The 23,119-nt window shown below is 61.8% G+C and carries 23 protein-coding genes and 1 riboswitch; of the genes, 15 read left to right on the top strand and 8 right to left on the bottom strand.

Annotated elements, in window-relative coordinates:
* Positions 1-61 precede the first annotated feature (61 nt).
* Complete coding sequence (locus tag LG281_RS09800) at positions 62-514, bottom strand: RrF2 family transcriptional regulator (protein ID WP_404406691.1); 453 nt, start codon at positions 512-514, stop codon at positions 62-64.
* Between the two features lie 189 nt (positions 515-703).
* Here LG281_RS09800 and LG281_RS09805 point away from each other — a divergent pair, with 189 nt between their 5' ends.
* The 6 genes from LG281_RS09805 (at position 704) to LG281_RS09830 (ending at position 7,244) form a co-directional block, all read left to right on the top strand.
* Positions 704-1,066, top strand: coding sequence for a VOC family protein (locus tag LG281_RS09805; protein ID WP_404400156.1), 363 nt, complete (start codon positions 704-706; stop codon positions 1,064-1,066).
* A gap of 614 nt (positions 1,067-1,680) precedes the next feature.
* Complete coding sequence (locus LG281_RS09810) at positions 1,681-3,258, top strand: ABC transporter substrate-binding protein (protein WP_404400158.1); 1,578 nt, start codon at positions 1,681-1,683, stop codon at positions 3,256-3,258.
* Between the two features lie 71 nt (positions 3,259-3,329).
* Positions 3,330-4,313 carry an ABC transporter permease gene (locus LG281_RS09815; protein WP_404400160.1) on the top strand — a complete coding sequence of 328 codons (984 nt, stop codon included), beginning with the start codon at positions 3,330-3,332 and terminating at the stop codon, positions 4,311-4,313.
* An 8-nt stretch (positions 4,314-4,321) separates the two neighbouring features.
* A complete protein-coding gene (locus LG281_RS09820) occupies positions 4,322-5,269 on the top strand; it encodes an ABC transporter permease (protein WP_404400162.1) in 948 nt (315 codons plus the stop codon).
* Positions 5,266-6,246: an ABC transporter ATP-binding protein gene (locus LG281_RS09825; protein ID WP_404400164.1), complete on the top strand. Its 981-nt coding sequence runs from the start codon at positions 5,266-5,268 to the stop codon at positions 6,244-6,246. The genes LG281_RS09820 and LG281_RS09825 overlap by 4 nt, the downstream gene beginning before the upstream one ends.
* Complete coding sequence (locus LG281_RS09830) at positions 6,243-7,244, top strand: ABC transporter ATP-binding protein (protein ID WP_404400166.1); 1,002 nt, start codon at positions 6,243-6,245, stop codon at positions 7,242-7,244. Before LG281_RS09825 ends, LG281_RS09830 begins: the two co-directional genes overlap by 4 nt.
* Before the next feature lie 107 nt (positions 7,245-7,351).
* Here LG281_RS09830 and LG281_RS09835 read toward each other — a convergent pair whose 3' ends face one another.
* A complete protein-coding gene (locus LG281_RS09835; protein ID WP_404400168.1) occupies positions 7,352-8,329 on the bottom strand; it encodes an aldo/keto reductase in 978 nt (325 codons plus the stop codon).
* 88 nt (positions 8,330-8,417) lie between these two features.
* A riboswitch (cobalamin riboswitch) is annotated at positions 8,418-8,646 on the top strand.
* A 41-nt stretch (positions 8,647-8,687) separates the two neighbouring features.
* Between LG281_RS09835 and LG281_RS09840 the strand changes: the two genes are divergently transcribed.
* The 8 genes from LG281_RS09840 to LG281_RS09875 are packed head-to-tail and all read left to right on the top strand — an operon-like array spanning position 8,688 to position 16,315.
* Positions 8,688-8,867, top strand: a complete 180-nt coding sequence (locus LG281_RS09840) for a CbtB domain-containing protein (protein WP_404400170.1) — start codon at positions 8,688-8,690, stop codon at positions 8,865-8,867.
* A gap of 24 nt (positions 8,868-8,891) precedes the next feature.
* On the top strand, positions 8,892-9,590 hold the full coding sequence (locus LG281_RS09845; protein WP_404400172.1) for a CbtA family protein: 699 nt from the start codon (positions 8,892-8,894) through the stop codon (positions 9,588-9,590).
* Positions 9,587-10,639 carry a cobalamin biosynthesis protein CobW gene (cobW, locus tag LG281_RS09850; protein WP_404400174.1) on the top strand — a complete coding sequence of 351 codons (1,053 nt, stop codon included), beginning with the start codon at positions 9,587-9,589 and terminating at the stop codon, positions 10,637-10,639. Before LG281_RS09845 ends, cobW begins: the two co-directional genes overlap by 4 nt.
* A 16-nt stretch (positions 10,640-10,655) precedes the next feature.
* Positions 10,656-11,096, top strand: coding sequence for a hypothetical protein (locus tag LG281_RS09855; protein ID WP_404400176.1), 441 nt, complete (start codon positions 10,656-10,658; stop codon positions 11,094-11,096).
* On the top strand, positions 11,096-14,791 hold the full coding sequence (gene cobN, locus LG281_RS09860; protein WP_404400178.1) for a cobaltochelatase subunit CobN: 3,696 nt from the start codon (positions 11,096-11,098) through the stop codon (positions 14,789-14,791). Before LG281_RS09855 ends, cobN begins: the two co-directional genes overlap by 1 nt.
* Before the next feature lie 2 nt (positions 14,792-14,793).
* Positions 14,794-15,147, top strand: a complete 354-nt coding sequence (locus LG281_RS09865) for a cupin domain-containing protein (RefSeq protein WP_404400180.1) — start codon at positions 14,794-14,796, stop codon at positions 15,145-15,147.
* Entirely contained in the window at positions 15,147-15,779 is a 633-nt protein-coding gene (cobO, locus tag LG281_RS09870; protein ID WP_404400182.1) for a cob(I)yrinic acid a,c-diamide adenosyltransferase, read from the top strand. Before LG281_RS09865 ends, cobO begins: the two co-directional genes overlap by 1 nt.
* Positions 15,776-16,315 (top strand): hypothetical protein, encoded by a 540-nt coding sequence (locus LG281_RS09875; protein WP_404400184.1) that lies wholly within the window; start codon positions 15,776-15,778, stop codon positions 16,313-16,315. The genes cobO and LG281_RS09875 overlap by 4 nt, the downstream gene beginning before the upstream one ends.
* Here the strand turns inward: LG281_RS09875 and LG281_RS09880 are convergent.
* The gene (locus LG281_RS09880) at positions 16,312-16,605 is read right to left on the bottom strand and encodes a DUF4282 domain-containing protein (RefSeq protein ID WP_404400186.1); all 294 of its coding nucleotides are present in this window, start codon (positions 16,603-16,605) and stop codon (positions 16,312-16,314) included. The genes LG281_RS09875 and LG281_RS09880 overlap by 4 nt on opposite strands.
* A gap of 148 nt (positions 16,606-16,753) precedes the next feature.
* On the opposite strand from LG281_RS09880, the gene LG281_RS09885 reads away from it, so the two are divergent.
* Complete coding sequence (locus LG281_RS09885) at positions 16,754-17,479, top strand: SIMPL domain-containing protein (RefSeq protein WP_404400187.1); 726 nt, start codon at positions 16,754-16,756, stop codon at positions 17,477-17,479.
* 1 nt (position 17,480) lies between these two features.
* Here the strand turns inward: LG281_RS09885 and LG281_RS09890 are convergent, their stop codons facing one another.
* Genes LG281_RS09890 through LG281_RS09910 form a run of 5 tightly spaced genes read right to left on the bottom strand, consistent with a single transcriptional unit; the run spans position 17,481 to position 23,118 of the window.
* Complete coding sequence (locus tag LG281_RS09890; protein ID WP_404400189.1) at positions 17,481-19,046, bottom strand: FGGY-family carbohydrate kinase; 1,566 nt, start codon at positions 19,044-19,046, stop codon at positions 17,481-17,483.
* Positions 19,043-19,756: an HAD family hydrolase gene (locus tag LG281_RS09895; RefSeq protein ID WP_404400191.1), complete on the bottom strand. Its 714-nt coding sequence runs from the start codon at positions 19,754-19,756 to the stop codon at positions 19,043-19,045. The genes LG281_RS09890 and LG281_RS09895 overlap by 4 nt, the downstream gene beginning before the upstream one ends.
* Positions 19,756-21,231 carry a mannitol dehydrogenase family protein gene (locus LG281_RS09900; RefSeq protein WP_404400193.1) on the bottom strand — a complete coding sequence of 492 codons (1,476 nt, stop codon included), beginning with the start codon at positions 21,229-21,231 and terminating at the stop codon, positions 19,756-19,758. Before LG281_RS09900 ends, LG281_RS09895 begins: the two co-directional genes overlap by 1 nt.
* 45 nt (positions 21,232-21,276) lie before the next feature.
* On the bottom strand, positions 21,277-22,275 hold the full coding sequence (locus LG281_RS09905; RefSeq protein WP_404400195.1) for an ABC transporter ATP-binding protein: 999 nt from the start codon (positions 22,273-22,275) through the stop codon (positions 21,277-21,279).
* 12 nt (positions 22,276-22,287) lie between these two features.
* Positions 22,288-23,118, bottom strand: a complete 831-nt coding sequence (locus tag LG281_RS09910) for a carbohydrate ABC transporter permease (protein WP_404400197.1) — start codon at positions 23,116-23,118, stop codon at positions 22,288-22,290.
* Position 23,119 lies beyond the last annotated feature (1 nt).

Consider the following 23,119-nt stretch of genomic DNA (forward strand, 5'->3'; position numbering starts at 1 on the left):
AGTCCTTGTTTTGTCGCCTTTCCGAACCGACTAAGTGGTACCCGCTTATTCTGGAAACGCTCTAGAGAGTCGTAACCCGATCCATCTTCGCGATCAGATCGATCTCACCCACCGCGTCGGCAAGCGTCGTCCGGTCGAGCACCGCGCGGGTCGCGTCGGTCACCTTAGCGAAGACGTGCCGGATTTCGCACTCGTCCTCGTCCTTGCAGTCCTTGCAGCGGCGGTAGGCGATCTTGGATAGGCACGGTAGCGGCGCAATGGGGCCATCGATGATGCGCAGGACTTCCCCGAAACTAATGTCCGCAGGCTCCTTGAGCAGAAGGTAGCCGCCGGATTTGCCGCGCTTGGACATGACGATCCCGTTGCGTTTCAATTCGAGCAAAATCTGCTCAAGGAACTTCTTGGGAATATCCTGGTCCACCGCGATCTCCGAGATCATGAGGCTGTTCCCGTGCCCGGCCCGCGTCAGCGCCACGAGGGCACGTAAAGCATAGCGGGACTTTTGGGAAATCATCGACACGCGCGGTCACCGATCCGGATGCATGGCAGGATGTAAGGCGTTTTGTCATACTCATAGACAGGACAGGGTTCAACTCCAATCCTTCCCGCCACGCCGTTGCTCCCTCCATGGGGGGGCACCGTATTGACGCGATCAACCGCTTGTGCGCCAAATAGCTTTCCTTCACCCACAAAGGGAACGACGATGGCCACAGTATCAGGCCTGGGTGGGGTGTTTTTCAGGGCCAGCGATCCAAAGGCCCTGGCATCCTGGTATCAGGACCATTTGGGCGTGACCGAGTTGTGGAGCCAGCAGGCTGGCCCCACGGTCTTTGCGCCCTTTAGGAAGGACACCGACTACTTCGGGCGCGACAGCCAGCAGTTCATGCTCAATTTCCGCGTTACCGATCTCGATGCGCTGATTGCCGATCTCGTCATCGCCGGAATTCCGGTGGAGACACGGGACGAGTGGGACTCGCCAGAAGTGGGCCGTTTCGCGCGAATCCATGACCCCGAAGGTAATCCGATCGAGCTTTGGGAGCCTGCAAATCCTGGCGGACTCCCATAATGAACCTGGCCCGTAGCGCCTCCTTCCATTCTCGCGAAAAGAGCGCACTGCAAAACGCCGGTACTGAACACACCTAGCACGCAACGTACAGGATATCTGACCGATCCCGTATCAATTCTCGGTCGGGAACGGCCACCCAGTTGCCCAAATTTACCTACAGCCCACTGCCCACCATACGTTCAACGAAAAAATCATGCCCTAATTTTCGGCAAATCGTACCGCACGGTACGCCGAACTTTCCCAGAAATCCTTGGCATTTTTGACCACACGGTCAAGAAAGGGCAGGAAAGTTGACGCAAAGGTCGCCCACATACCCATTGCGCAATTACAAAAAAGTCGCTTTGTTGCGGGCTCGGCATGCAACGTCGGATTCCCGGCGTTGCCGGCCCCAAGTCGCAGGGAGGATCATCATGCACAACGACTATCCCTGCACGTCGATCAAGAGAGCGCGTCTATTGGACTGACCGTACCGTCGACATCGCTGGCTCGTTGACACGGACCATTGAATTTCGATTTGGCCGGGCACACCGATAGCGTGCTCTTTTCGATTAACCGCCACCCGAGGCATGGGCAAACATGTCCGGGTGGTGGACCATCGGAAGGGGAAACATCATATGCAAATCAAACTGACCGGCATTGCGGCAGCGCTGCTTGCCTCGTCCATGCTCGTATCGGCCGCGAGCGCGGAGACCGTCCGCTGGGCGCGGGCCGCCGACGCTACAACGCTCGATCCGCACGCCCAGAACCTGGGCACCAACCACACCTTCAACCACCACATCTACGAAACGCTGCTGATCCGCGACCTCGAGGGCAACCTTATCCCGCGGCTAGCAACCGACTGGTATTTGAAGGACGGTGACGACACCGTCTGGGTGTTCGAATTGCGCGAGGGTGTCACCTTCCATAACGGGAATGATTTCACCGCCGAAGACGTTGTCTTCTCGCTTAACCGCGCGCGGTCGGAAAACTCCAACATGCGCCAGTTGCACGCCGATATCGCCGATGTACGCGCCGTCGACGACTACACCGTCGAAGTTCAGATGAACGGGCCGTCTCCGCTTTATCCCAATAACGTCACCAACACGTTTATCATGGATCAGGACTGGTCCGAAGAGCATGACGTGGTCGAGGTGCAAAACTATAGCGCGGGCGAAGATAATTACGCCGTCCGTAACACCAACGGTACCGGCCCTTATAAACTCGTCTCGCGCGAGGCGGACGTCGAATCCGTGCTCGAATATTACGAAGGCTGGTGGGGCGAAACCCCGGAGGTCACGGAGGTCGTCTATCTGCCCATTGCCGAGGCGGCGACCCGCGTTGCTGCGTTGCTTTCGGGCGAAGTTGACATCGTCCAGGACGTTCCTGTTCAGGACGTCGAGCGGCTTTCGTCTTCGGATGGGTTCAAGATCGTAACCGGCCCGGAAAACCGGACAATCTATTTCGGCTACAAAATGACCGACGAGCCGCTGGCTTCCTCGAACATCACCGACGCCAACCCGTTCGCAGACACGCGCGTGCTCGAAGCCATGTCGCTCGCTGTCGATCGCAATGCCATCCAGCAGGTGGTAATGCGCGGCCAGTCGATCCCGACCTGCGTCAACGTCCCGCCCTTCGTCAACGGCTGGACCGAGGAACTTGACGCCTGCCCGCCGACCGATCTCGATCACGCCCGCGAGCTGATGGCTGAAGCCGGTTATGCGGACGGGTTCTCGGTCACCCTCGATACCCCGAACGACCGCTATGTCAACGACGAAGCCATCGCGCAAGCTGTCGTCGGCATGCTCGGCCAGATCGGCATCGACGCGACGCTCGCCAGCCGTCCGATCGCCCAGCACGCGGAAATCATCCTCAATAACGAGACGGATTTCTATCTCCTGGGCTGGGGCGTACCGACCTTCGATTCGGCCTATAACTTCAACGATCTGGTGCACACCAAGGGCGAGGAGTATGGCGACTACAATATCGGGCTCTATTCCAATCCCGAACTCGATGAGAAGATCGAGCAGCTCGGCACGATGACCGATCTCGAAGCGCGCGATGCGCTCATCGCCGAGATCTGGGCGCAGGTTCAGGAGGACCACGTCTTCCTGCCGATTCACAACCAGGTATTGGCCTACGCCATGCGCGACGACATCACGCTGCCGGTGCATCCGGAAAACCAGCCTTCGATGACTTCGGTCACGTTCGAATAACGGCCTTGTCGCATTGAGCCGCCGCGCGCGCTGCTGCGCGGCGGTTCTTTTTTTCACGGAGACCACATTCCATGCTGGCCTTCATCCTGCGGCGGCTCGGGCAGTCGATCCTTGTCATGCTCGTCGTCGCGCTCATTGCCTTCATGATGTTCCGTTATGTCGGCGATCCCATCGCTTCGATGGTGGGGCAGGAAGCCTCCATCGCCGACCGCGATGCTCTGCGGCAGCAACTCGGGCTCAACGATCCGTTCTACGTCCAGTTCTTCCGCTTCATCGCCAATGCGGTGCAGGGGCAGTTCGGCATTTCCTACCGGCTCCAGCAGCCGGTGACCGAACTCATCCTCTCGCGCCTGCCCGCGACGATCGAGCTGGCCTTCGCCTCGGCGCTTCTGGCGCTCGTTTTCGGTCTCACCTTCGGCGTCTTCGCCGCGCTCCGGCCCAAGACACTCTCGACCGCCGCGATCATGACCGGGTCGCTGGTCGGCGTCTCACTGCCGACCTTTCTGATCGGCATCGCGCTCATCTACATCTTTGCGGTCGAACTGCAATGGCTACCCTCGTTCGGGCGCGGCGAGACCGTGCAGATTGGCTGGTGGCGAACAGGTCTCCTGACCGAATCCGGGCTGCGCTCGCTCATCCTGCCGGCGATCACGCTCTCGCTTTTCCAGATGACGCTCATAATGCGGCTTGTGCGCGCGGAAATGCTCGAAGTTTTGCGGACCGACTACATCAAATTCGCCAAGGCGCGCGGACTTTCGAGTCGCGCCATCAATTTCGGTCACGCGCTCAAGAATACGTTGGTGCCGGTCATCACCATTACCGGACTCCAGCTTGGCTCGGTCATCGCGTTTGCGATCATCACCGAGACGGTTTTTCAATGGCCGGGGGTCGGTTCGCTCTTCATCAACTCTGTCGCCGTCGTCGACGTGCCGGTGATGGCAGCCTATCTCATGTTCATTGCCTTCGTCTTTGTGGTGATCAACCTCACCGTGGATATCCTCTACTACGTCGTCGACCCGCGCCTGAGGATCGGCGGCACGGCACGGGGGCACTAGGAACCGCAATGACCTCTCCTTCGCCCACGCATTCTGAACCGACAGGCCTTTTCGCAAGGGCTCTCGATTCGGACATCTTCTATTCCTACCGCACCTCGCCGGTGACAATCGTCGCCTCGATCGTTCTGGCAGCACTTATCCTTGCTGCCGTCCTTGCACCTTGGGTCGCGCCCTACAATCCGTTCAACCCCGCCTCGCTCAACCTCATGGACGGCTACACGGCACCGCTCTCGACCTCGATGATGGGCAACTACTTCATTCTGGGCACGGACCATCAAGGCCGTGACGTCCTTTCGACCATCCTTTACGGCAGCCGCGTCTCGCTGTTCGTCGGCGTCTCGGCCACGCTCTTTGCGATGGTGCTCGGCGTGACGCTCGGGCTCTTTGCGGGTTATCGCGGCAAGACGACCGACGCAATCATCATGCGCATCGCCGACATCCAATTGACGTTTCCGGCGATCCTGATCGCACTTCTGATCTTCGGCTTCGCACGCGGCATCATTCCACCCGCGCAACAGGAAGCCGCCGCCGTCTGGGTGCTGATTTTCGCAATCGGGCTTTCCAACTGGGCGCAGTTCGCCCGCACCGTCCGTGGAGCGACCATGGTCGAGCGCCAGAAGGAATATGTCGCCGCCGCGCGCATCATGGGCGTGCATCCAGTGATGATTCTCGTCAGACACATTCTACCCAACGTCACCGGGCCGGTGCTGGTCATCGCAACCATCGGGCTCGCGCTCGCGATCATCGAGGAGGCAACGCTGTCGTTCCTCGGCGTCGGCGTGCCACCAACTCAGCCCTCGCTGGGCACGCTCATCCGTATCGGTCAGCAATTCCTCTTTTCGGGCGAATGGTGGATTCTGTTTTTCCCGGCCGTCACGCTGGTGCTGCTGGCGCTTTCGGTGAACCTTCTGGGCGATTGGCTGCGCGACGCGCTCAACCCGAGGCTGCGCAAATGACCCAGCCTGTTCTTTCGGTCGAGCACCTCACCGTTCAGTTCCCGACCCGTCGCGGTATCCTCACTGCCGTTGACGACGTATCGTTCGCCATCAACCCTGGTGAAGTCCTTGGCGTCGTTGGGGAATCCGGCGCGGGCAAGTCGATGACCGGGTCCGCGATCATCGGACTCATAGAGCCGCCCGGCCGCATTGCTTCGGGCGAGATCAAGCTTCACGGTGAGCGGATCGACACGCTCTCCACTGACCGCATGCGGAAGATCCGGGGCCGCAAGATCGGCATGATCTTTCAGGATCCTCTCACGAGCCTCAATCCGCTCTATACGATCGCCCAGCAGCTCATCGAGACCATCCGCACCCATCTGCCGCTCTCGCATGAGGAGGCGCGCAAACGCGCGATTGCACTGCTCGACGATGTCGGTATTCCCGACGCCGCGCGCAGGATCGACGATTATCCGCATCAGTTCTCGGGCGGCATGCGCCAGCGCGTGGTCATCGCGCTCGCGCTGTGCGCCGATCCGGATCTCGTCATCGCAGACGAACCTACGACCGCGCTCGACGTTTCAGTGCAAGCGCAAATCATCGATGTGATGAAGCGGCTGTGCGCCGAGCGCGGCGCGGCAATCATGCTCATCACCCACGATATGGGCGTGATCGCGGAAACCGCCGACCGCGTGGCGGTGATGTATGCGGGCCGGGTGGCCGAGATCGGCCCGGTCGAAAAAGTCGTCCGCCGCGCAGCGCATCCCTATACACAAGGCCTGATGGGCTCAATCCCCACGCTTTCGACCGACGAGGACCGCTTGACGCAAATCCCCGGCACCATGCCGCGCCTTTCGGCCATCCCGGCAGGATGCCCCTTCAATCCGCGCTGCCCTAAAGTGTTCGACCGCTGCTATCACGACCGCCCCGATCCCCTGGCTTACGAAGACCGTCGCGTCGCGTGCTGGCTTTATGACAAGGCGGAGGCCGAGGCATGAGCACGCCCCTTCTCGACGTCAAAAACCTTTCGGTCGCTTTCGATGTTTCCAAGCCATGGCTCAACCGGGTGATCGAACGGCAGGACAAGCTCTATCTCAAGGCCGTCGACGATGTCTCCTTTTCCATCAACAAGGGCGAGACCTTTGCGCTTGTGGGCGAATCGGGCTCGGGCAAATCGACCATCGCGAGGTTGATCGTGGGGCTCCTGAGCCCCTCGTCGGGCGATGTTCTCTTCGAAGGCAAGTCGCTTTCAGCCGGGCTCGAAGGTGCAGAAGCCCGCCGGCTGCGCCGCCGGTTTCAGATGATCTTCCAGGATCCCTTCGCGAGCCTCAACCCGCGCTGGCATGTGGGTGATATCATCGCCGAGCCCTTGCGCGTCTTTAGGACAGAGCGCGGCGCCAGCCGCCGTGAGCGCGTTGCCGAACTCCTCTCGCTCGTCGGCCTGTCCCCCGAAGATGCCGCGCGCTTCCCGCACCAATTCTCGGGCGGTCAGCGCCAGCGCATCGCGATTGCGCGCGCGCTTGCTGCCAATCCCGATTTCATCGTCTGCGATGAGCCGACCTCGGCACTCGACGTCTCGGTGCAGGCGCAGATTCTCAATTTGATGAAAGACCTGCAAAAGCAGCTCGGGCTCACCTACCTCTTCATCAGCCATGACCTCTCGGTCGTCCGGCACATGGCCGACCGGATCGGCGTGCTCTATCTAGGCCGCCTCGCCGAAGTCGCCGACGCCAAGACGCTCTTCACCGCCAAGCAGCATCCGTATACGCGGATGCTGCTCGATGCTGTGCCTGACCTTGAAATGACCGGGCGCAAGCGCAGACCGGTCGAAGGCGAAATCCCCTCGCCGCTCAACCCGCCCTCCGGCTGTGTCTTCAACCCGCGCTGCCCCCTTGCGAACGACCGATGCCGGATCGAACGGCCGGAACTGCGCGAATATGGCCCGACATGGTCGGCATGCCACGCGGTCGAAGAGGGGCGGGACAAGGCGGCTTAGGGTTCGAGCGAGAAAGACCATAATGCTTCCTTCCTCGCCCCCCCTCATCACCCCGCCTGTGTAGCGCAGCGGCGAAACACGCGGTGGGCGAGAGTGTGCTGTCGCCCTCAGATCTCTCCGCGAATATGCGGCCTAACCTCATTTTCGTAGTACGCCGCCACCTGCGCATGAATCTCGCCCTCAAGCGGCGGCACGCTGGCGGCCTCGACATTGGCGCTAATCTGCTCTGGCCGGGACACGCCGGTGATGACCGTCGAAACTGCCGGATGGTCCAAAATCCATCGCAGCGCGAAATCGGCCATGCTCATCGAGCCAGGAATGAATTGCCGCAGCCCCTCGGCCAGCTCGACACCCTTTTCGAACGGAATGCCCCCGAACGTCTCGCCGACCGAGAACGCGGTGCCGTCGCGGTTATAATTGCGATGGTCGGTGGGCTGGAATACCGTCTCTTTGGTGAATTTGCCCGAGAGCAGCCCCGAGGCGAGCGGCAGACGCACGATGATGCCGACATCCTTTTTTGTGGCAGCCTCGAACAATTCCTTGTTCGCGTCCTGCCGAAAGAGGTTGAAGATGATCTGCAGCGTTGCGAGCCCGTCATGCTCAAGACAGACGAAAGCTTCCTCTATGGTCTCGACGCTTGCACCATAGTGTCGGATGAGCCCCTCGGACTTGAAATCATCAAGCCAGTCGAAAATCTCGCCATCCTTGAGGATTTCGGGCGGCACGCAATGAAGCTGCACGAGGTCAATCGTTTCGACGCAAAGCCGGCGCGCGGACTCTTTGAGACATTCACGGACGCCAGAACAGGTATATTTATCCGGAAATAGCGCGCCTGATCGCCCGACCTTGGTGGCAATGACGAGCCCGTCGGGTTTGCCGTAATAGGTCCCGATCCGATGTTCGGACAATCCACCACCGTAAACGTCGGCGGTATCCCAGAAGGTGACGCCAAGCCGCGCGGCGTTGGCGAGGATCGCTCCGGCGTCCTCGTCGTCCATAGGTCCGAAGTCGCCTCCGAGCTGCCAGCAACCGAGCCCGATTTCGGTCACTTCGTATCCGGTTTTCCCCAGCCGCCGCATTTTCATCGCTGATGCCTCCAGTGCCGCAATGGTCTCTTGTCCTTGATAGGCAACCCAGGCGCACCATGCAATTGACTTGGTCCGCTGGCTCTGCCAGAGATTTAACCGTGTTGGTTCCCCAATCGTTGCAAGAAACGGGAGGGGACGCAAAAGGGAACACGGTGCGGACAACCTCTAGCAAGGGCCAAAGCCGTGGCTGCCCCCGCAACTGTAAGCCGCGATGGCTTTGCGCATAACCACTGGTCGAACAAAAGACCGGGAAGGCGCGCGAAAGACCGCTCGAGCGGCGAGCCAGGAGACCTGCCGGCACATCGGTCCGTTCCCGTGAGGGAGCCCTGTTTGTTCGCACACGGAGGGTGTTGCAATGACTTCAGCAAGCATTTCCGCGGCCAAGCCGCTTTCGATCTCCCAGCGCCTCGTTCTCGGCGCCGTGTTCCTTGTCCTCGGTTTCGTCTTCGTTGCGGGAACCGGTTTTGCGGGCGACTATCGCGCCCATAACGGTGCGCACGATTCGCGGCATGCCATGGGCTTCCCCTGCCACTAGTCCGGCGCAGGCAAGGATACTCCAATGTTTAAAAATCTATTTTTCGCTGCGATTCTCGCAGCCCTTTGTGCTGGGCTTTTGACCTCGGTTCTCCAGCAAGTGCGACTCACGCCGCTGATCCTTGCGGCGGAAACCTATGAGATCGATGAAGGCCATACGCATACCCACCAAGAAAGCGAAGCGATCGCGCCGCATAGTCATGACGAAGACGAATGGATGCCCGCAGACGGGCTCGAACGCACCGCGTACACGGTTCTCGCCAACCTGCTGCTGGCGGTCGGCTTTGCTTTCGTGATCGCGGCGGCATCCCTGATCTTCAACCTGCCGATTACGCCCGCAACCGGCCTTCTTTGGGGCCTGGGAGGGTTCGCAGCCTTCTCGCTCGCCCCCGCCTTTGGCCTGCCCCCCGGATTGCCAGGCATGCCGATCGCCGAGACCGGCGCGCGGCAATTCTGGTGGGTGTTCACCGCTGGTGCTACCGGCGCGGGCTTTGTGCTCGTGGCCAAGCTGCGGACATGGTGGGCCGCTATCATAGCCATCGCCCTCATCGCCCTGCCGCACCTTGTCGGCGCACCCCAGCCGCCGCTTGAGGAAACCGGCGTGCCCGCCGGCCTCGCGGCGGCCTTCGTTTCTGCGGTGCTGTTCAACGCTGCGGTCTTCTGGACCGTCCTCGGGCTGGCCTATGGCTATTTCAACCAGCAGATTTCGGGAGGTGCGCAATGAGCACGAAGATCCCAACCACCGTCATCACAGGCTTCCTCGGCGCGGGCAAGACGACGCTCGTGCGGCACCTGCTCGCCCATGCCAAGGGGAAGCGCATTGCCTTGATCATCAACGAGTTCGGCGATATCGGGGTGGATAAAGACGTCCTCGCCGGCTGCGGGGACGAGACCTGCCGCGAAGACGATATGATCGAACTCGCCAACGGCTGTATCTGCTGCACGGTGGCCGACGATTTCATCCCGACGATGAAGGCGTTGATCGCCCGTGAGGAACGCCCCGACCACATCGTTATCGAGACCTCCGGGCTCGCCTTGCCCCAGCCGCTGATCCGCGCCTTCAACTGGCCCGAGATCAAAGCCGAGGTCACAATCGACGGCGTGGTAACAGTCGCGGACGCTGCCGCGCTCGCGGAGGGCCGGTTTGCCGCCAATGAGGACGCCGTCGACGCCCAGCGCCGTCTCGACGCCATGCTCGACCACGAAACCCCGCTCGGGGAATTGTTCGAAGACCAGATGGTCGCTGCCGACATGATCGTTCTCAATAAGACCGATCTTGTGACAGAGGCCGATCTCCAAGCGGTAGAAACCCAGTTGCGCACCCAAATGCGCAAGGGTACGAGCATCATCCGTGCCGCCAATGGCGAGGTCGACGCCGCCGCGCTTTTGGGCCTCGGGATCGGCACCGAGGACGATCTTATGGGCCGCGAAAGCCATCACGAGCTCGAGCACGCGGGCGAGCCGCACGAGCACGACGATTTCGACAGCTTCTCGGTTACACTGCCCGCTGGCCCGGCCCGCGACACGCTGCTCGCCACCATCACCGAGACCATCGCCGCCTACGATGTGCTGCGCCTGAAGGGCTTCGCCGCCATCCCTGGTGCCAAGGCCCGCCTCGCTATCCAGGCCGTCGGTCCGCGCGTCAATGCTTACTTCGACAGGCCCTGGCGCGAAGGAGAGGTGCGCGAAACGCGGCTCGTCGTCATCGGCGAAAGCCCGCTCGACAGAGCCGGCATCGAGGCGCGGCTCAAGACGCTGGCCGAGGCGGCCTAGGCGCCGGGCGGGGATCATGGCCCAGCCCAATACACCAGCAGTGCGCCGGCGCCGTGTATCGGGCCAGCGGTTCGTGCTGATCGTTCTGGCCGGCCCGGTGGTGGGGATCCTCGTCTATCTCGCCGCGGTCCTCGCCCTCGATCCGCCGGACGATTTCGCGCGCGAGGCGCTGCCCGTCGCCGTGCTGGCGCTTTTCCTGGGCTGGCCAGTGGGCGCGATCCCTGCGCTTATCGCCGCGATCGCATGGCGCCTGCTGCCCCAGCCCGGCGGCATATGGTCCCGAACGGGGCTCGCGGCCCTCGTTGGCGCGTTGGCCGGGCTTGCGGGCGCCGCCGGTGCGATCGTCCTTTTCGACCTCAGGTTCCCGCCGCCATTTGTCTATCCCGTGATTGCCGCCAGCGGCGCCATTGCGCTTGTTGCAACTGCCATCCCCCTGAGCGCGAGGAGCAAGGACTGATGCACCTACTCGCCGCACAGGCCGGTGCCCTGCAGCAGGACGGCGAGGCCATCGACCTTGCCCAATCCCCCGGACGCATCGCCTTTGCATCCTCGGCGGACAGCGAACTGGCCATGCTCGCCGCCGCCGCCGACCGCGCGGGGGAAGACGGCTTGCGGCTCGCCAACATCATGCGGCTGGCGCACAATTTCTCCGTCGACCTCTGGTGCGAAAATACGCTGTGCCACGCAAAGCTCATCGTCCTCCGCCTGATCGGCGGGGCGGGCTATTGGCCCTATGGCTGCGACGAGATCGAAACCCTGGCGCGCTCCAAAGGCATTCCGCTCGCCTTCCTGCCCGGCGATGCACAGCCGGACCCGGTCCTTCTGTCGCGCTCGACGATCTCTGAAGACGATTGGCACAAGCTGCACGCCCTGTTCTTAACCGGCGGCCCGGACGCGGCGGACGCAATCCTAGGCGCGTTCAACGCGTTGGCGGGGGGCCGAGCCGTGCCAGAGATCGCACCGGACCCGCTGCCGAAATTCGGATTCTGGAGCAAGAAGGAGGGGATGGTACAAGACGCTCCCACCTCCCCGTCACCCGTCGTCCCCATTCTCTTTTACCGCGCCGTTCTCGAAGGCGCAGGCACGGCGACGCTCGAGGCGCTCATCGCGGCACTGAGTGACGCCGGTCTCACCCCCGTCCCCATCGTAATCTCCTCGCTCAAACAAGCCGACTGCGCGCAATTCGTCCGCGAGGCCCTCGGCGCCCTGCAACCCGCAGCGGTCTTCAGCCTCACCGGCTTCGCTCTCGGCGTCGGCGAACTTGCGCCCGAGGCCAACCCTTTCGCGCTCACCGACGCGCCGATCATCCAGCTCGTTCAAGGCTCGCGCCCGCCCGCACTCTGGGAAACCGACCCACAGGGGTTGACGCAGAAAGACCTCGCCATGCAGGTCGTCCTGCCCGAAATCGATGGGCGGATCGGCGGGCTCATCGTCGGGCATAAAGCCGAAGCGGTCTGGCACGCGCGCACCGAGTGCCCCTTGACCGCCTTCACCCCCGAGCCCGAAGGCATCGCCCGCGCGGTCAAGCTTGCAAAGAACTACGCAAGGCTGCGCGCTACCCCGCGCGCCGCGCGCAAGATCGGCATCGTGCTCGCCAACTATCCCCTGCGCGACGGCCGGCTCGCCAACGGCGTTGGATATGACGCGCCGCAATCGACTGTGGAGATACTACAGAGGTTGAGGAAGGAGGGCTACACGACAGGCACCTTCAGCGACGGCACCACGCTCGTAAACCACCTCCTCACTGGCCCCACCAATGCGCGCCCCCAAAACGGCACATCCGACGCCGTCCTCCCCCTCGCGCACTACCGCGAGCTCTTCGCCAACCTCCACCCCTGCATCCGCGAGGACGTTCCCGCACGCTGGGGCGTGCCTGAGGCCGATCCTTTCGTGCGCGGCAACGCCTTCCACCTCCCGGTCAAAATCCTCGGTAACACCGCCATCCTCCTCCAGCCCGCGCGCGCCTACGACCTTTCCGAGGAGGAAAGCTATCACGACCTCAACCTCGTGCCCCCGCATGGCTATGTCGCGGCCTATCTCTGGCTTACCGAAGCGTTCGGCGCCCACGCGCTCATTCACAACGGCAAGCACGGCAACCTCGAATGGCTGCCGGGCAAGGCCAATGCGCTCGACGGGGAATCCTACCCGTTGATCCTTTCGGGCCAGCTCCCCAACCTCTATCCCTTCATCGTCAACGACCCCGGCGAGGGCACCCAGGCCAAGCGCCGCACCGCCGCAACGATCATAGACCATCTCGTCCCGCCACTCACCCGCGCGGAGACCTACGGGCCGCTCAAGGAGCTCGAAGCGCTGCTCGACGAATATTACGCCGCTATGGGCATGGACCAGCGCCGGCTCGACACGCTCAAGCGCAGGATCCTCGATTTCACGCGCGATACCCGGCTCGACGCCGATATCGGCCTGCCTGAGGACGAAGCGAGCGCGCTCAACCAGATCGACAATTTCCTCTGCGAACTCAAAGAAGCCCAGATCCGCGACGGCCTGCACGTCTTCGGCCAATCTCCCACAGGCGACTATGAACGCGACCTCGTCGTTGCCTTCGCCCGCGTGCCGCGTGGTGAGGGGCGGGGCGGCGACGCCTCGCTCATCCGTGCGCTCGCCGAGGACCTCAAACTCGGTGCCGATCCGCTGGTGCTCGACCTCGGCGCGCCGTGGACCGGTCCCAAGCCCGAGGCGCTCGATACCGGCGGGGTCTGGCGCAGCTGCGGAGACACTGTCGAGCGGCTCGAAACGCTTGCCACCGAACTTGTTTCAGGGCACGCGCCCGGCCCTAGTTGGACCGCAACACGCGCCGTCCTCGACACCATCGACCGCGACATTCGTCCCCGTGTCGCAGCCTCCGGCCCCGCCGAAATGAACGCGCTCGTCGACGGGCTCGACGGCAAGTTCATCGCCCCGGGTCCTTCCGGCGCCCCCACGCGCGGGCGTCTCGACACGCTGCCCACGGGCCGCAATTTCTACGCCGTCGACAACCGCGCCATTCCCACGCAAACCGCATGGGCGCTCGGTCAGCGGGCGGCCGAAAGCCTCCTCACGCGCCATTTCCAGGACACAGGCACCTGGCTCACCTCGGTCGCCATGTCCGTCTGGGGCACGGCCAATATGCGCACCGGCGGCGACGACATCGCGCAAGCACTCGCCCTCATCGGCGCAAAACCCACCTGGCAGGGGGCATCGCTCACGATTTCAGGCTACGAAATTATCCCGCTCGCCAAGCTCGGTCGTCCGCGTGTCGATGTCACCCTGCGCATCTCGGGCTTTTTCCGCGATGCCTTCCCGGCGCAGATCGCGCTTTTCGATAAGGCGGTCCGTGCCATCGGCGCGCTCGATGAGCCCGAGGAGGACAACCCCATCGCCGCGCGCATGCGCACCGAGGCGCTTGGGATGATGGCCGAAGGGATCGCCAAGGACGACGCGGCATTGAGGGCCGGCCACCGTATCTTCGGTGCTGCGCCGGGCGGCTACGGCGCGGGAGTTGGCAAACGCATCGAAACCGCACGTTGGCAGGATCGCTCCGAACTCGCGCAAGCCGTGCTCGATGCCGGGCAATACGCCTATGGCGCACACACTCAGGGCAACGCCGAGCGCGGGTTGTTCTCCGATCGACTCAAGGCGTCGGATGCCGTACTGCACGTCCAGGACAACCGCGAGCACGATCTTCTCGATTCCGACCAGTACTACCAATTCGAAGGCGGGCTTTCCGCCGCGGTCGAAGCCCTCTCGGGCACACGCCCGGCGGCCTATCACACCGACACCTCTCGCCCCGAGCGTGTTGCCGTGCGCACGCTCGAAGAGGAAATCGCGCACGTGATGCGCGCCCGCGTCGTCAATCCCAAATGGATCGCCGGGGTCAAGCGCCACGGCTATCGCGGCGCCTTCGAAATCATCGCCACCGTCGATTACATGTTCGGCTTCGCCGCGACCACCGGCGCAGTCAAGTCGCATCATTTCGACCTCGCCTTCGAAGCCTATGTCGAAGACGAGGGCACGCGGGCATTTCTGATCGCCAACAACCGGTTCGGCTATGATGAACTGATCGCGCGGTTCAACGAAGCCCGCGAGCGGGGCCTGTGGTCGCCACGGTCGAATTCGGCGTATAGATTCCTCTCAATGAGCGACAAGGACACCTGATCATGCCCAAAGCCGTCAATCTTGCAGATAAGCTCCGCCTCTTTTCAGAGCACTGGTCGCCGAAGATCGTCTCGCAGTTCAACGGCCACGACGTGATGGTCGTGAAAATCGAAGGCCCGTTTGACTGGCACCATCATGACGATACCGACGATTTCTTCCTCGTGCTCTCGGGATCGCTGACCATCGAAACCGAAGACGGTGACGTCGATCTCGGACCGGGCGAGCTTTACGTCATTCCCAGAGGCGTCCGTCATAGACCAGTCGCGCATGGGGAGGTTCACGTGCTGCTGATGGAAGCCGCCGGCACGCCGAACACCGGCGACGAGACGACCGCCGCGACGAAGGAATGGATTTGATGGCAAAAAAAACCGACACGATGACCGACGACGAGCGCAACGCCTATCACGCGGAAAAAATGCGCAAGAAGAAGGCCGCTCGCGACAAGCTCGTCGCCGCCAACCAGGGCGAAAAAGGCCTCATCATCGTCCATACCGGCAAGGGCAAGGGCAAATCGACCGCCGCCTTCGGCATGGTCTTTAGGGGCATCGCGCACGGGTTCAAGGTTGGCGTCGTTCAGTTCGTCAAAGGCAAATTGACCACCGGCGAGCGCGATATCCTTGGGCACTTCCCCGATCAGGTCACCCTCAAGGCGATGGGCGAAGGCTTCACCTGGGAAACCCAGGACCGCCAGCGCGATCTTGCTGCCGCGCGCCAGGCCTGGGACGCCGCTAAAGCGATGATCATGGACGAAAGCTACAAGATGGTGCTCCTGGACGAGCTCAACATCTGCCTGCGCTATGACTATCTGCCGCTCGAGGAGGTCGTCGAGACGCTCAAGACGAAGCCGGCGGACACCCACGTGATCATAACGGGCCGTAACGCCAAGGACGAACTGATCGAGATCGCCGACCTCGTCACCGAAATGACGCTTGTCAAGCACCCCTTCCGCGAACAGGGCATCAAGGCGCAGGCTGGGATCGAGTTTTGATCCACTCAGCTGCCATTATCGCCATCGAGCCAAACGAAGAAGCACTCCTTCTCAGAGCTCATTTCGAGCATCTCGGGCTCGATGTGCGAATGTGGAGACTTGGTAAACCTAGCGATCTATTCAGAGCGCTGGATAATAAAATCAATTCGGTCGACTTAGCCTTGCTGTGCGGCCATGGCGACGAGCGCGGCTTCATCTTCCCAGAATTAGCGCCTGACATAGATTGGGTCAAGCTCGCTAACAATCGCCTGACAGCCCAAGATCTTGATCGGGCGGTAGAGAGCGTCCCACCAACGATCATTTCGACAGCCTGCGGAACGGGCACGAGCGCCATCGCAAATGCTTTCGCTAAAGCGGGTGCCGAACGTTTCATCGCTCCCGATGGTTATCCGAATGGTGCCGATATTCCCTTGGGCATTACTGCCCTCGTTCATGGTGTTGTCCGCGCGCAACTGTCTTGGAAACAGGCCATTGCCCGCGCCAACAGCCTTGTCGGCGCGGACAGCCAGTTCCGCCTTTTGGCCCGACCGGTTTAAGACAAACCACGGCCTTGGTCGCGGATATCCCGGAGGTGATCCCGGATCGAGAAAATCACGAGCCAGAATTCGACGACCACGCGCCATGCAATGATCGCGATAACACCGCCGACGAGAACAAACAGGAAGCCAAGGCCGCCCATCTGATTGCCCATCACATCGCTCCTGAACAGTGCGCCGAACGCGGAAGCCAGCGTTCCCAGAACGATCAACACGAGACCGATCCAATAGATGACGGTAGCGATTTTTGGAAAAATGAACGTATCGAAATTCAGAAATGACTTGATCATGTCTTGTCCCTAATCGCGGTGACAGACCGCGCTCCCGCCCCCCTGAGGACAAGACGACCACCATCGTGTGGCATTCTCATGGCCTGCTCTATGCCCGTACAATCCTGCATGTTAACATTACTGTGGGCATGATCAGGGGCTGACACTTATGCAATCGCCGTCCAATATCATTGCCGGGTTGTTCATCGCGCTCGGGGTTGTCGCCGCCTCCTGGCTCGGGGGGCAGGCATTGATCGAGAGCCGCTGGCCGGTCAGGACCGTTACGGTCAAAGGGCTTGCCGAGCGCAACGTCATGGCCGACCTCGCTAACTGGCCGATCAAGTTCGTCGCTACAGGTGCAACACTCGAAGAGGCACGCGCTGCGCTCGAGCAGTCGGATGCGGCGGTCCGCCGGTTTCTCGCTGACGCGGGCTTCTCCGAAGATGCAATGAACGTGCAGAACATCTTCGTCGAGGACAGATTGGCCGGCTATAATGCGTCGGCGACACCCGAAGAAGCGCGATTTGTTGTGACGGAAGAATTTCTTTTGACCTCGACCGATGTCGCGGCGGTCGCCGAAGCCGCCCGCAATATTGGGGATCTCCTGCGCGCGGGCGTCGTGTTCTCCTCGGACAGCTACAACGCAGGCCCGAGCTATATCTTTACCGGTCTCAACGATCTCAAGACCGACATGCTTGCCGAAGCCACCCAGCGCGCGCGGGATGCCGCCGCGGAGTTTGCGGTGCAGGCCGATGCGATGGTCGGTACCATACAAACCGCCAATCAGGGCGTCTTTGAAATCCTCGCGGCGGTCGATATTCCCGACCAACGGCCCGAAAAGCAGATCGAAAAGAAGGTGCGCGTCGTGACGACGATCACCTATTTCCTCCAATAGATCACAACAGCGCCTCGAGCTCCTGCCGCTGCGCGTGAAGCTTGAGAAACACCGCATAGTCCTTCTCGTAGCGCGCCGCGCGCGCCGGGTCAGGTATCCGGGTGACACTTTCTGCGCACATTGCGGTACCGGCGGTGGCGAGGTCAGGATAAAGCCCTGCCGCGGTGGCCGCACCGATGGCGCTACCGAGGATCATCGCGTCGGCGTGGGGTAATTCGCGCACGACGCAGCCGGTTACGTCGGCGTAAAGCTCCATGAGGAGCGGATTGCGCGTGTGCCCGCCGGTAACGTGCAGCGTGTCGATGGTATAGCCGGCGGTGCCGAGCGTTTCGAGGATTTGCCGCACCCCGAGCGCGACAGACACCGCTGTGCGCCAATAGAGCCGGCATAACCCGTCAAAGGAGGTGTCGAGGCTCAACCCCGAAATCACCCCCAACGCATCGGGGTCGGCATACGGCGTGCGGTTGCCGTGAAAGTCGGGCAGCACATGCAGGCGCGGCGCGATATCGGCAGCCCCTGCGGCCGCCCTCATCTCCGCGATACGGTCGATGACACTCGCATGCGTTCCTGCTGCACCGTGGGTCGAGAGGAGATAATCAAGCGCCGCACCCGAAGCCGATTGCCCACCCTCGTTGAGCCAGAACCCCGGTGCTACCGCGCCGCAATGCGGTCCCCACAGCCCTTTGGCGCGGCGCGGCTCATGCGATAGCGCGACGACCGCGCTCGAGGTGCCAGCAACGAGCCCCATATGCCGGTCGACACTGTCAGAATCCTTCGTATAAGGCCCGAGCACACCCAATGCACCTGCGTGCGCGTCGACCATCCCCGATGCAACCCGGCAGGTTCGCGGCAGATCGAGCGCATCCGCGGCTGCGGAGGTGAGCGTTCCGAGGTCGCTTCCGATCGGCACAGCGGTTTCGGGCAGTCTTGCCTTCACAACGAGGTCCCCAAGCCCCGCCATACGCAGGAAGTCCGGATCCCACCCGCATTCCTCGTGCGCGAGAAAACCCCATTTGCTCGTCAACGTCGATTGTGAGCGCGCCGCCGACCCACACGCTTTAAACGTCAGAAAGTCGGCGAGATCGTACATCGCCCCGGCACGCGCCCAGACTTCGGGCAGGTGGCGCTTGAGCCACATAAGCTTGGGAATTTCCATCTCCGGGGAAAACGAGCCGCCGAAATATTCCCGTACGTGCGTGCCTGACGCCGTGAGCGCCCGCGCCTCTTCGCGCGCGCGGTGATCAAGCCAGACGATGGTATCCCAGCCCGGCGCACCGTCGGGTGCCACCGAAAGCGGAGCGCCGGCCTCATCGCGCACCACTAGTGAACAGGTTGCGTCGAACCCGATGCCGGCGATCGTTGCAGGGTCAACATCGGCCTCGGTGACAGCTGTCCGCACCGCGGAGCACACCGCAGCCCAGATATCCTCGGACTGGTGTTCGGCCCTGTCTGCTCCCACCCGCTGAAGCTGGATCGGGTGCGTCGTACGTGCAAGCATGACGCCGTCGCGCGTCACCACACCGGCGCGCGCACTCGTCGTGCCGACATCGACCGCGATGAGATTCATGCCCTTGGACCGATCGATCTTTTTGTTTCTAGCGAGCTTAAAAGATCGGGAAGCGTATGCATATCGTCGAATATCGCATCGGGCGAAAGTTCGGCAACGAGCCGGTTGAGACCGGCCGGCCCGGCATGACCGCCCCCAGTAAACGCAAAAACCGCCATCCCCGCCGCTCGCGCCGCAGCGATGCCAGCCGGACTATCCTCCACAACAAGGCAGCGGTCCGGCGAAACGCCCATTTGCCGCGCAGCATAAAGGAACAAGTCCGGTGCGGGCTTGCCCTTTTTGACCATGGTGGCGGAAAAGACGTTTGGTGCAAAGCGTTTATAAAGCCCCGTCAATTCGAGACTGAGCTTTATGCGCTCGGGCTGGCTCGACGACGCAACGCAGACGCGTGGTTTCAGCCTGTCGAGCGCTCCAGCAATACCTGGAACGGGCTCGAGGGTTTTCCGGTAACGCGCGTATAGCGCGTGGCGCATGTCGTTGAGACGCTCGGGCGCGATATCAAGTCCGTATTCGGCCTGCAGCCGCTCACAGATCGCGCTCAGCGAGCGCCCCAGGAAGTCGCGGTAGGCTGCTTGCAACGGCACGTCTATGCCGTATCCGGAAAGTGTATCGCAGAGAACTTCGACGGCCAGAGGTTCGCTGTCGACGAGCACGCCGTCGCAATCGAAGATGACCAGCGCAACGTCCGTGTCAGGCGCGGCAGTGGCCATCACAGTGCATCATTAAGATATCGCGTCAGCGTTTCGCGGGCGCCTTCGGCCCATACGGTCTGGAGCGCGCGAGAGAAGGTGTCGACATAGGCCGGGCTCTTGGCGGCGGCGCCAAAGATATCGTCCATTGCAAGGAACGCCCGTGGATCGTCTTTGGCCTTGATCGAAGCCCGCTGAATACGGTCCCAATTCGGATCGTTAGGTGCGATGGTTCTGCCCGTATCGGTGACCCCGTAGCAGTAGCGACACCAGAGCGCGGACACGAGCGCGAGCCCTGTAACGGGTGCACCAACCGCCAGCCGGTCATGAGCTGAGGGCAGGATGAATTTCGGCTGGCGGTTGGAGCCATCCAGGCACAGGCGCTGGATGGTGTCTCCGATCTTGGGATTGGCGAAGCGCGATGCGATCAACGCGCGATAGGCATCCAGGTCGGTGCCGGGAACCGGCGGGACGACGGGAATGATCTCCTCTTTGGTGAGCTTTTCGAGGTAAGCTGAGATCAGCGGCTCCTCCATCGCCTCGTGGACGAAATGGATGTCCATCAGCGCCGCCGGATAAGCGATCGCAGCGTGCCCGCCATTGAGGATGCGCAGCTTCATCAATTCCCAGGGCGCGACGTCGCCAACGAAGGTGACGCCGACCTTTTCGAGCGCGGGACGCCCGAGCGGAAAAGTGTCCTCCATCACCCATTGGGTGAACTTTTCGCAAAACACCGGCCATCCGTCGGCAACCCCGAAATCCTTTTCCAGGATTGCGCGCTCGCGGTCGGAGGTCGCGGGTGTGATACGATCCACCATCGAATTGGGAAACGCCACGCTCTCGCGCACCCATTGCGCAAGTTCCGGATCGATCAGTTCTGCAAGCCCTGCCACCGCGTTCTCGGTGACGTGACCATTGCCCGGAATATTGTCGCAGCTCATCACAGTAAAGGGCGCGAGCCCTTTTTCCCGGCGCGCGACAAGCCCGGCAACGATCAGCCCGAATACGGTTTTGGGGATTTCAGGATCGGCCGCATCGGCGACGATCTCGGGATGGGTCGGGTTGAAATGCCCCTCCGAGTCGAGGAAATACCCGCCCTCCGTAATCGTCATCGAAACGATGCGGATCTCGGGGCTGGCCAGCGTTTCGATAAGCCGCGCGGTATCTCCGGGCGCAATATAATCGATCATCGGCGCGGTGACGTGGGCGGTCGTGCCCTGGGCCTCCTGCTCGACAATGGTTGTCAAAAAATCCTGACGCGCGAGCACCTCGCGCATCTGCGCATCCGCAGGCCGCACCCCTGCGCCGATCAAGCCCCAGTCGCGGTCCTCGCCCAGATTGAACAGCGCGTCGAGATAGGCCGCCTGATGCGCGCGATGGAAATTACCCACGCCGAAATGGACAATGCCGGGCGAGAGGTCGCGATGGCTGTATTTGGGCACGGCCACCGAAGGCGGCAGAGTGCGAAGCGATGATGCGGCCAGTTTGATAGTCATGGAATATTCCGAACCTTGGAAGGTATACGCACGCGTCCCGTCCCCTCAGATCGCCAGCCCTCTGGCGTCGAACTTATAGATGCGGCCTTCCTGCGGGGTGAGGTGTACCGTTTCACCATGCGTCACCGGCATGTCGCCAGGTAGCCGGGCGGTAATCTGCCCCACGCCCGCGACATTGACGTGCACGAAGGTGTCCGATCCCAGGTGTTCGGCGACCCCGACCGTGCCGGTCAGCATCCCGCCCTCGCGAGCAAGTTGCAGATGCTCGGGCCGCACGCCGATGGTTGCGGCGCCTTGCCCTTTAGCGATCTCGCCTTCGATGAAGTTCATCTTCGGGCTGCCGATGAAGCCGGCAACGAAAAGGTTGGCAGGCTTTGTGTAGAGCTCAATGGGCGAGCCCACCTGCTCGATTTTACCCGCGTTCAGCACCACGATCTTGTCGGCCATGGTCATGGCCTCGACCTGGTCGTGGGTGACGTAGACCATCGTCGTGTTGAGCTTTTTGTGCAGCTCGGAGATCTCGAGCCGCATGTTGACCCGCAAAGCCGCATCGAGGTTCGAAAGCGGTTCGTCAAAGAGGAACGCCTTGGGCTGGCGGACGATGGCGCGGCCGATGGCGACGCGCTGGCGCTGGCCGCCAGAGAGCTGGCGCGGCTTTCTATCGAGATAGTCGGTCAGGTTCAGGATCGACGCCGCGTTGGCAACGCTCTGCTCGATCTTTTCCTTGGACGCCTTCTCCATCTTCAAGGGAAAGGCAATGTTGCCGCGTACGCTCATATGCGGATAGAGCGCGTAGCTTTGGAACACCATCGAGAGCTTGCGCTGCGCCGGCGCGGTCTTGGTGATGTCGTCGCCATCGATGCTGATTTTGCCGCCGGAGACGTCCTCGAGCCCCGCGATCAGCCGCAAAAGCGTGGACTTGCCACAGCCCGAGGGGCCCACGAAGACGACGAACTCACCGTCCTTGATATCGAGGCTGACGTCGGGGATGACGGTGACGCCGCCGAAGCTCTTGTTGACATGGTCGAGTGTGATCGAGCCCATCTTAGTCTTCCTTTATTTGACGGCGCCGAAGGTCAGGCCACGCACAAGCTGTTTCTGGCTGAACCAGCCCATGATGAGGATCGGCGCAATGGCCAGCGTCGAAGCCGCCGAGAGCTTGGCCCAGAACAGTCCTTCGGGCGACGAATAGGACGCGATGAACGCTGTGAGCGGTGCGGCCTGGGTTGTCGTGAGGTTGAGCGTCCAGAACGCCTCGTTCCAGGCGAGGATGATGTTCAACAACAGCGTCGACGCGATGCCGGGCACGGCCATTGGGGTGAGCACGTAGATGATCTCCTCACGCAACCCCGCGCCGTCCATGCGCGCGGCCTCGAGGATGTCGTTGGGGATTTCCTTGAAATAGGTAAAGAGCATCCAGACGATGATCGGCAGGTTGATCATGGTCAAAACTATGATGAGTCCGATATGCGTATCGAGCAGCCGGAAATCCCGGAACAGGAGGTAGATCGGCACCAGGACGCCGACGGCGGGCAGCATCTTGGTGGAGAGCATCCACATCAAGACGTCCTTGGTGTGCTTGGTGGGTGAGAATGCCATGGCCCAGGCTGCAGGCACCGCGATCACGAGCCCGACCAGTGTAGAGCCGACCGCCGTAATTACCGAATTGGAAAAGTGCCGGAAATAGTCCGAGCGCTCCTGAACGGTGAAATAGTTCTCGAGCGTCCAATCGAAAAAGAGGAATTTGGGTGGCACGGAGATGGCCGTCCCCTCAGTCTTGAAGCTCGTTAGGAACGTCCAGAGGATCGGAAAGAAGATGATCAGTCCGATCGTCCATGCGATGATGGAAACGGTCACCTTACGGCGGGTGGAAATAGCGCGGGCCATC

It is taken from the genome of Pelagibacterium halotolerans (assembly GCF_044811015.1).
Taxonomy (GTDB): domain Bacteria; phylum Pseudomonadota; class Alphaproteobacteria; order Rhizobiales; family Devosiaceae; genus Pelagibacterium; species Pelagibacterium halotolerans_A.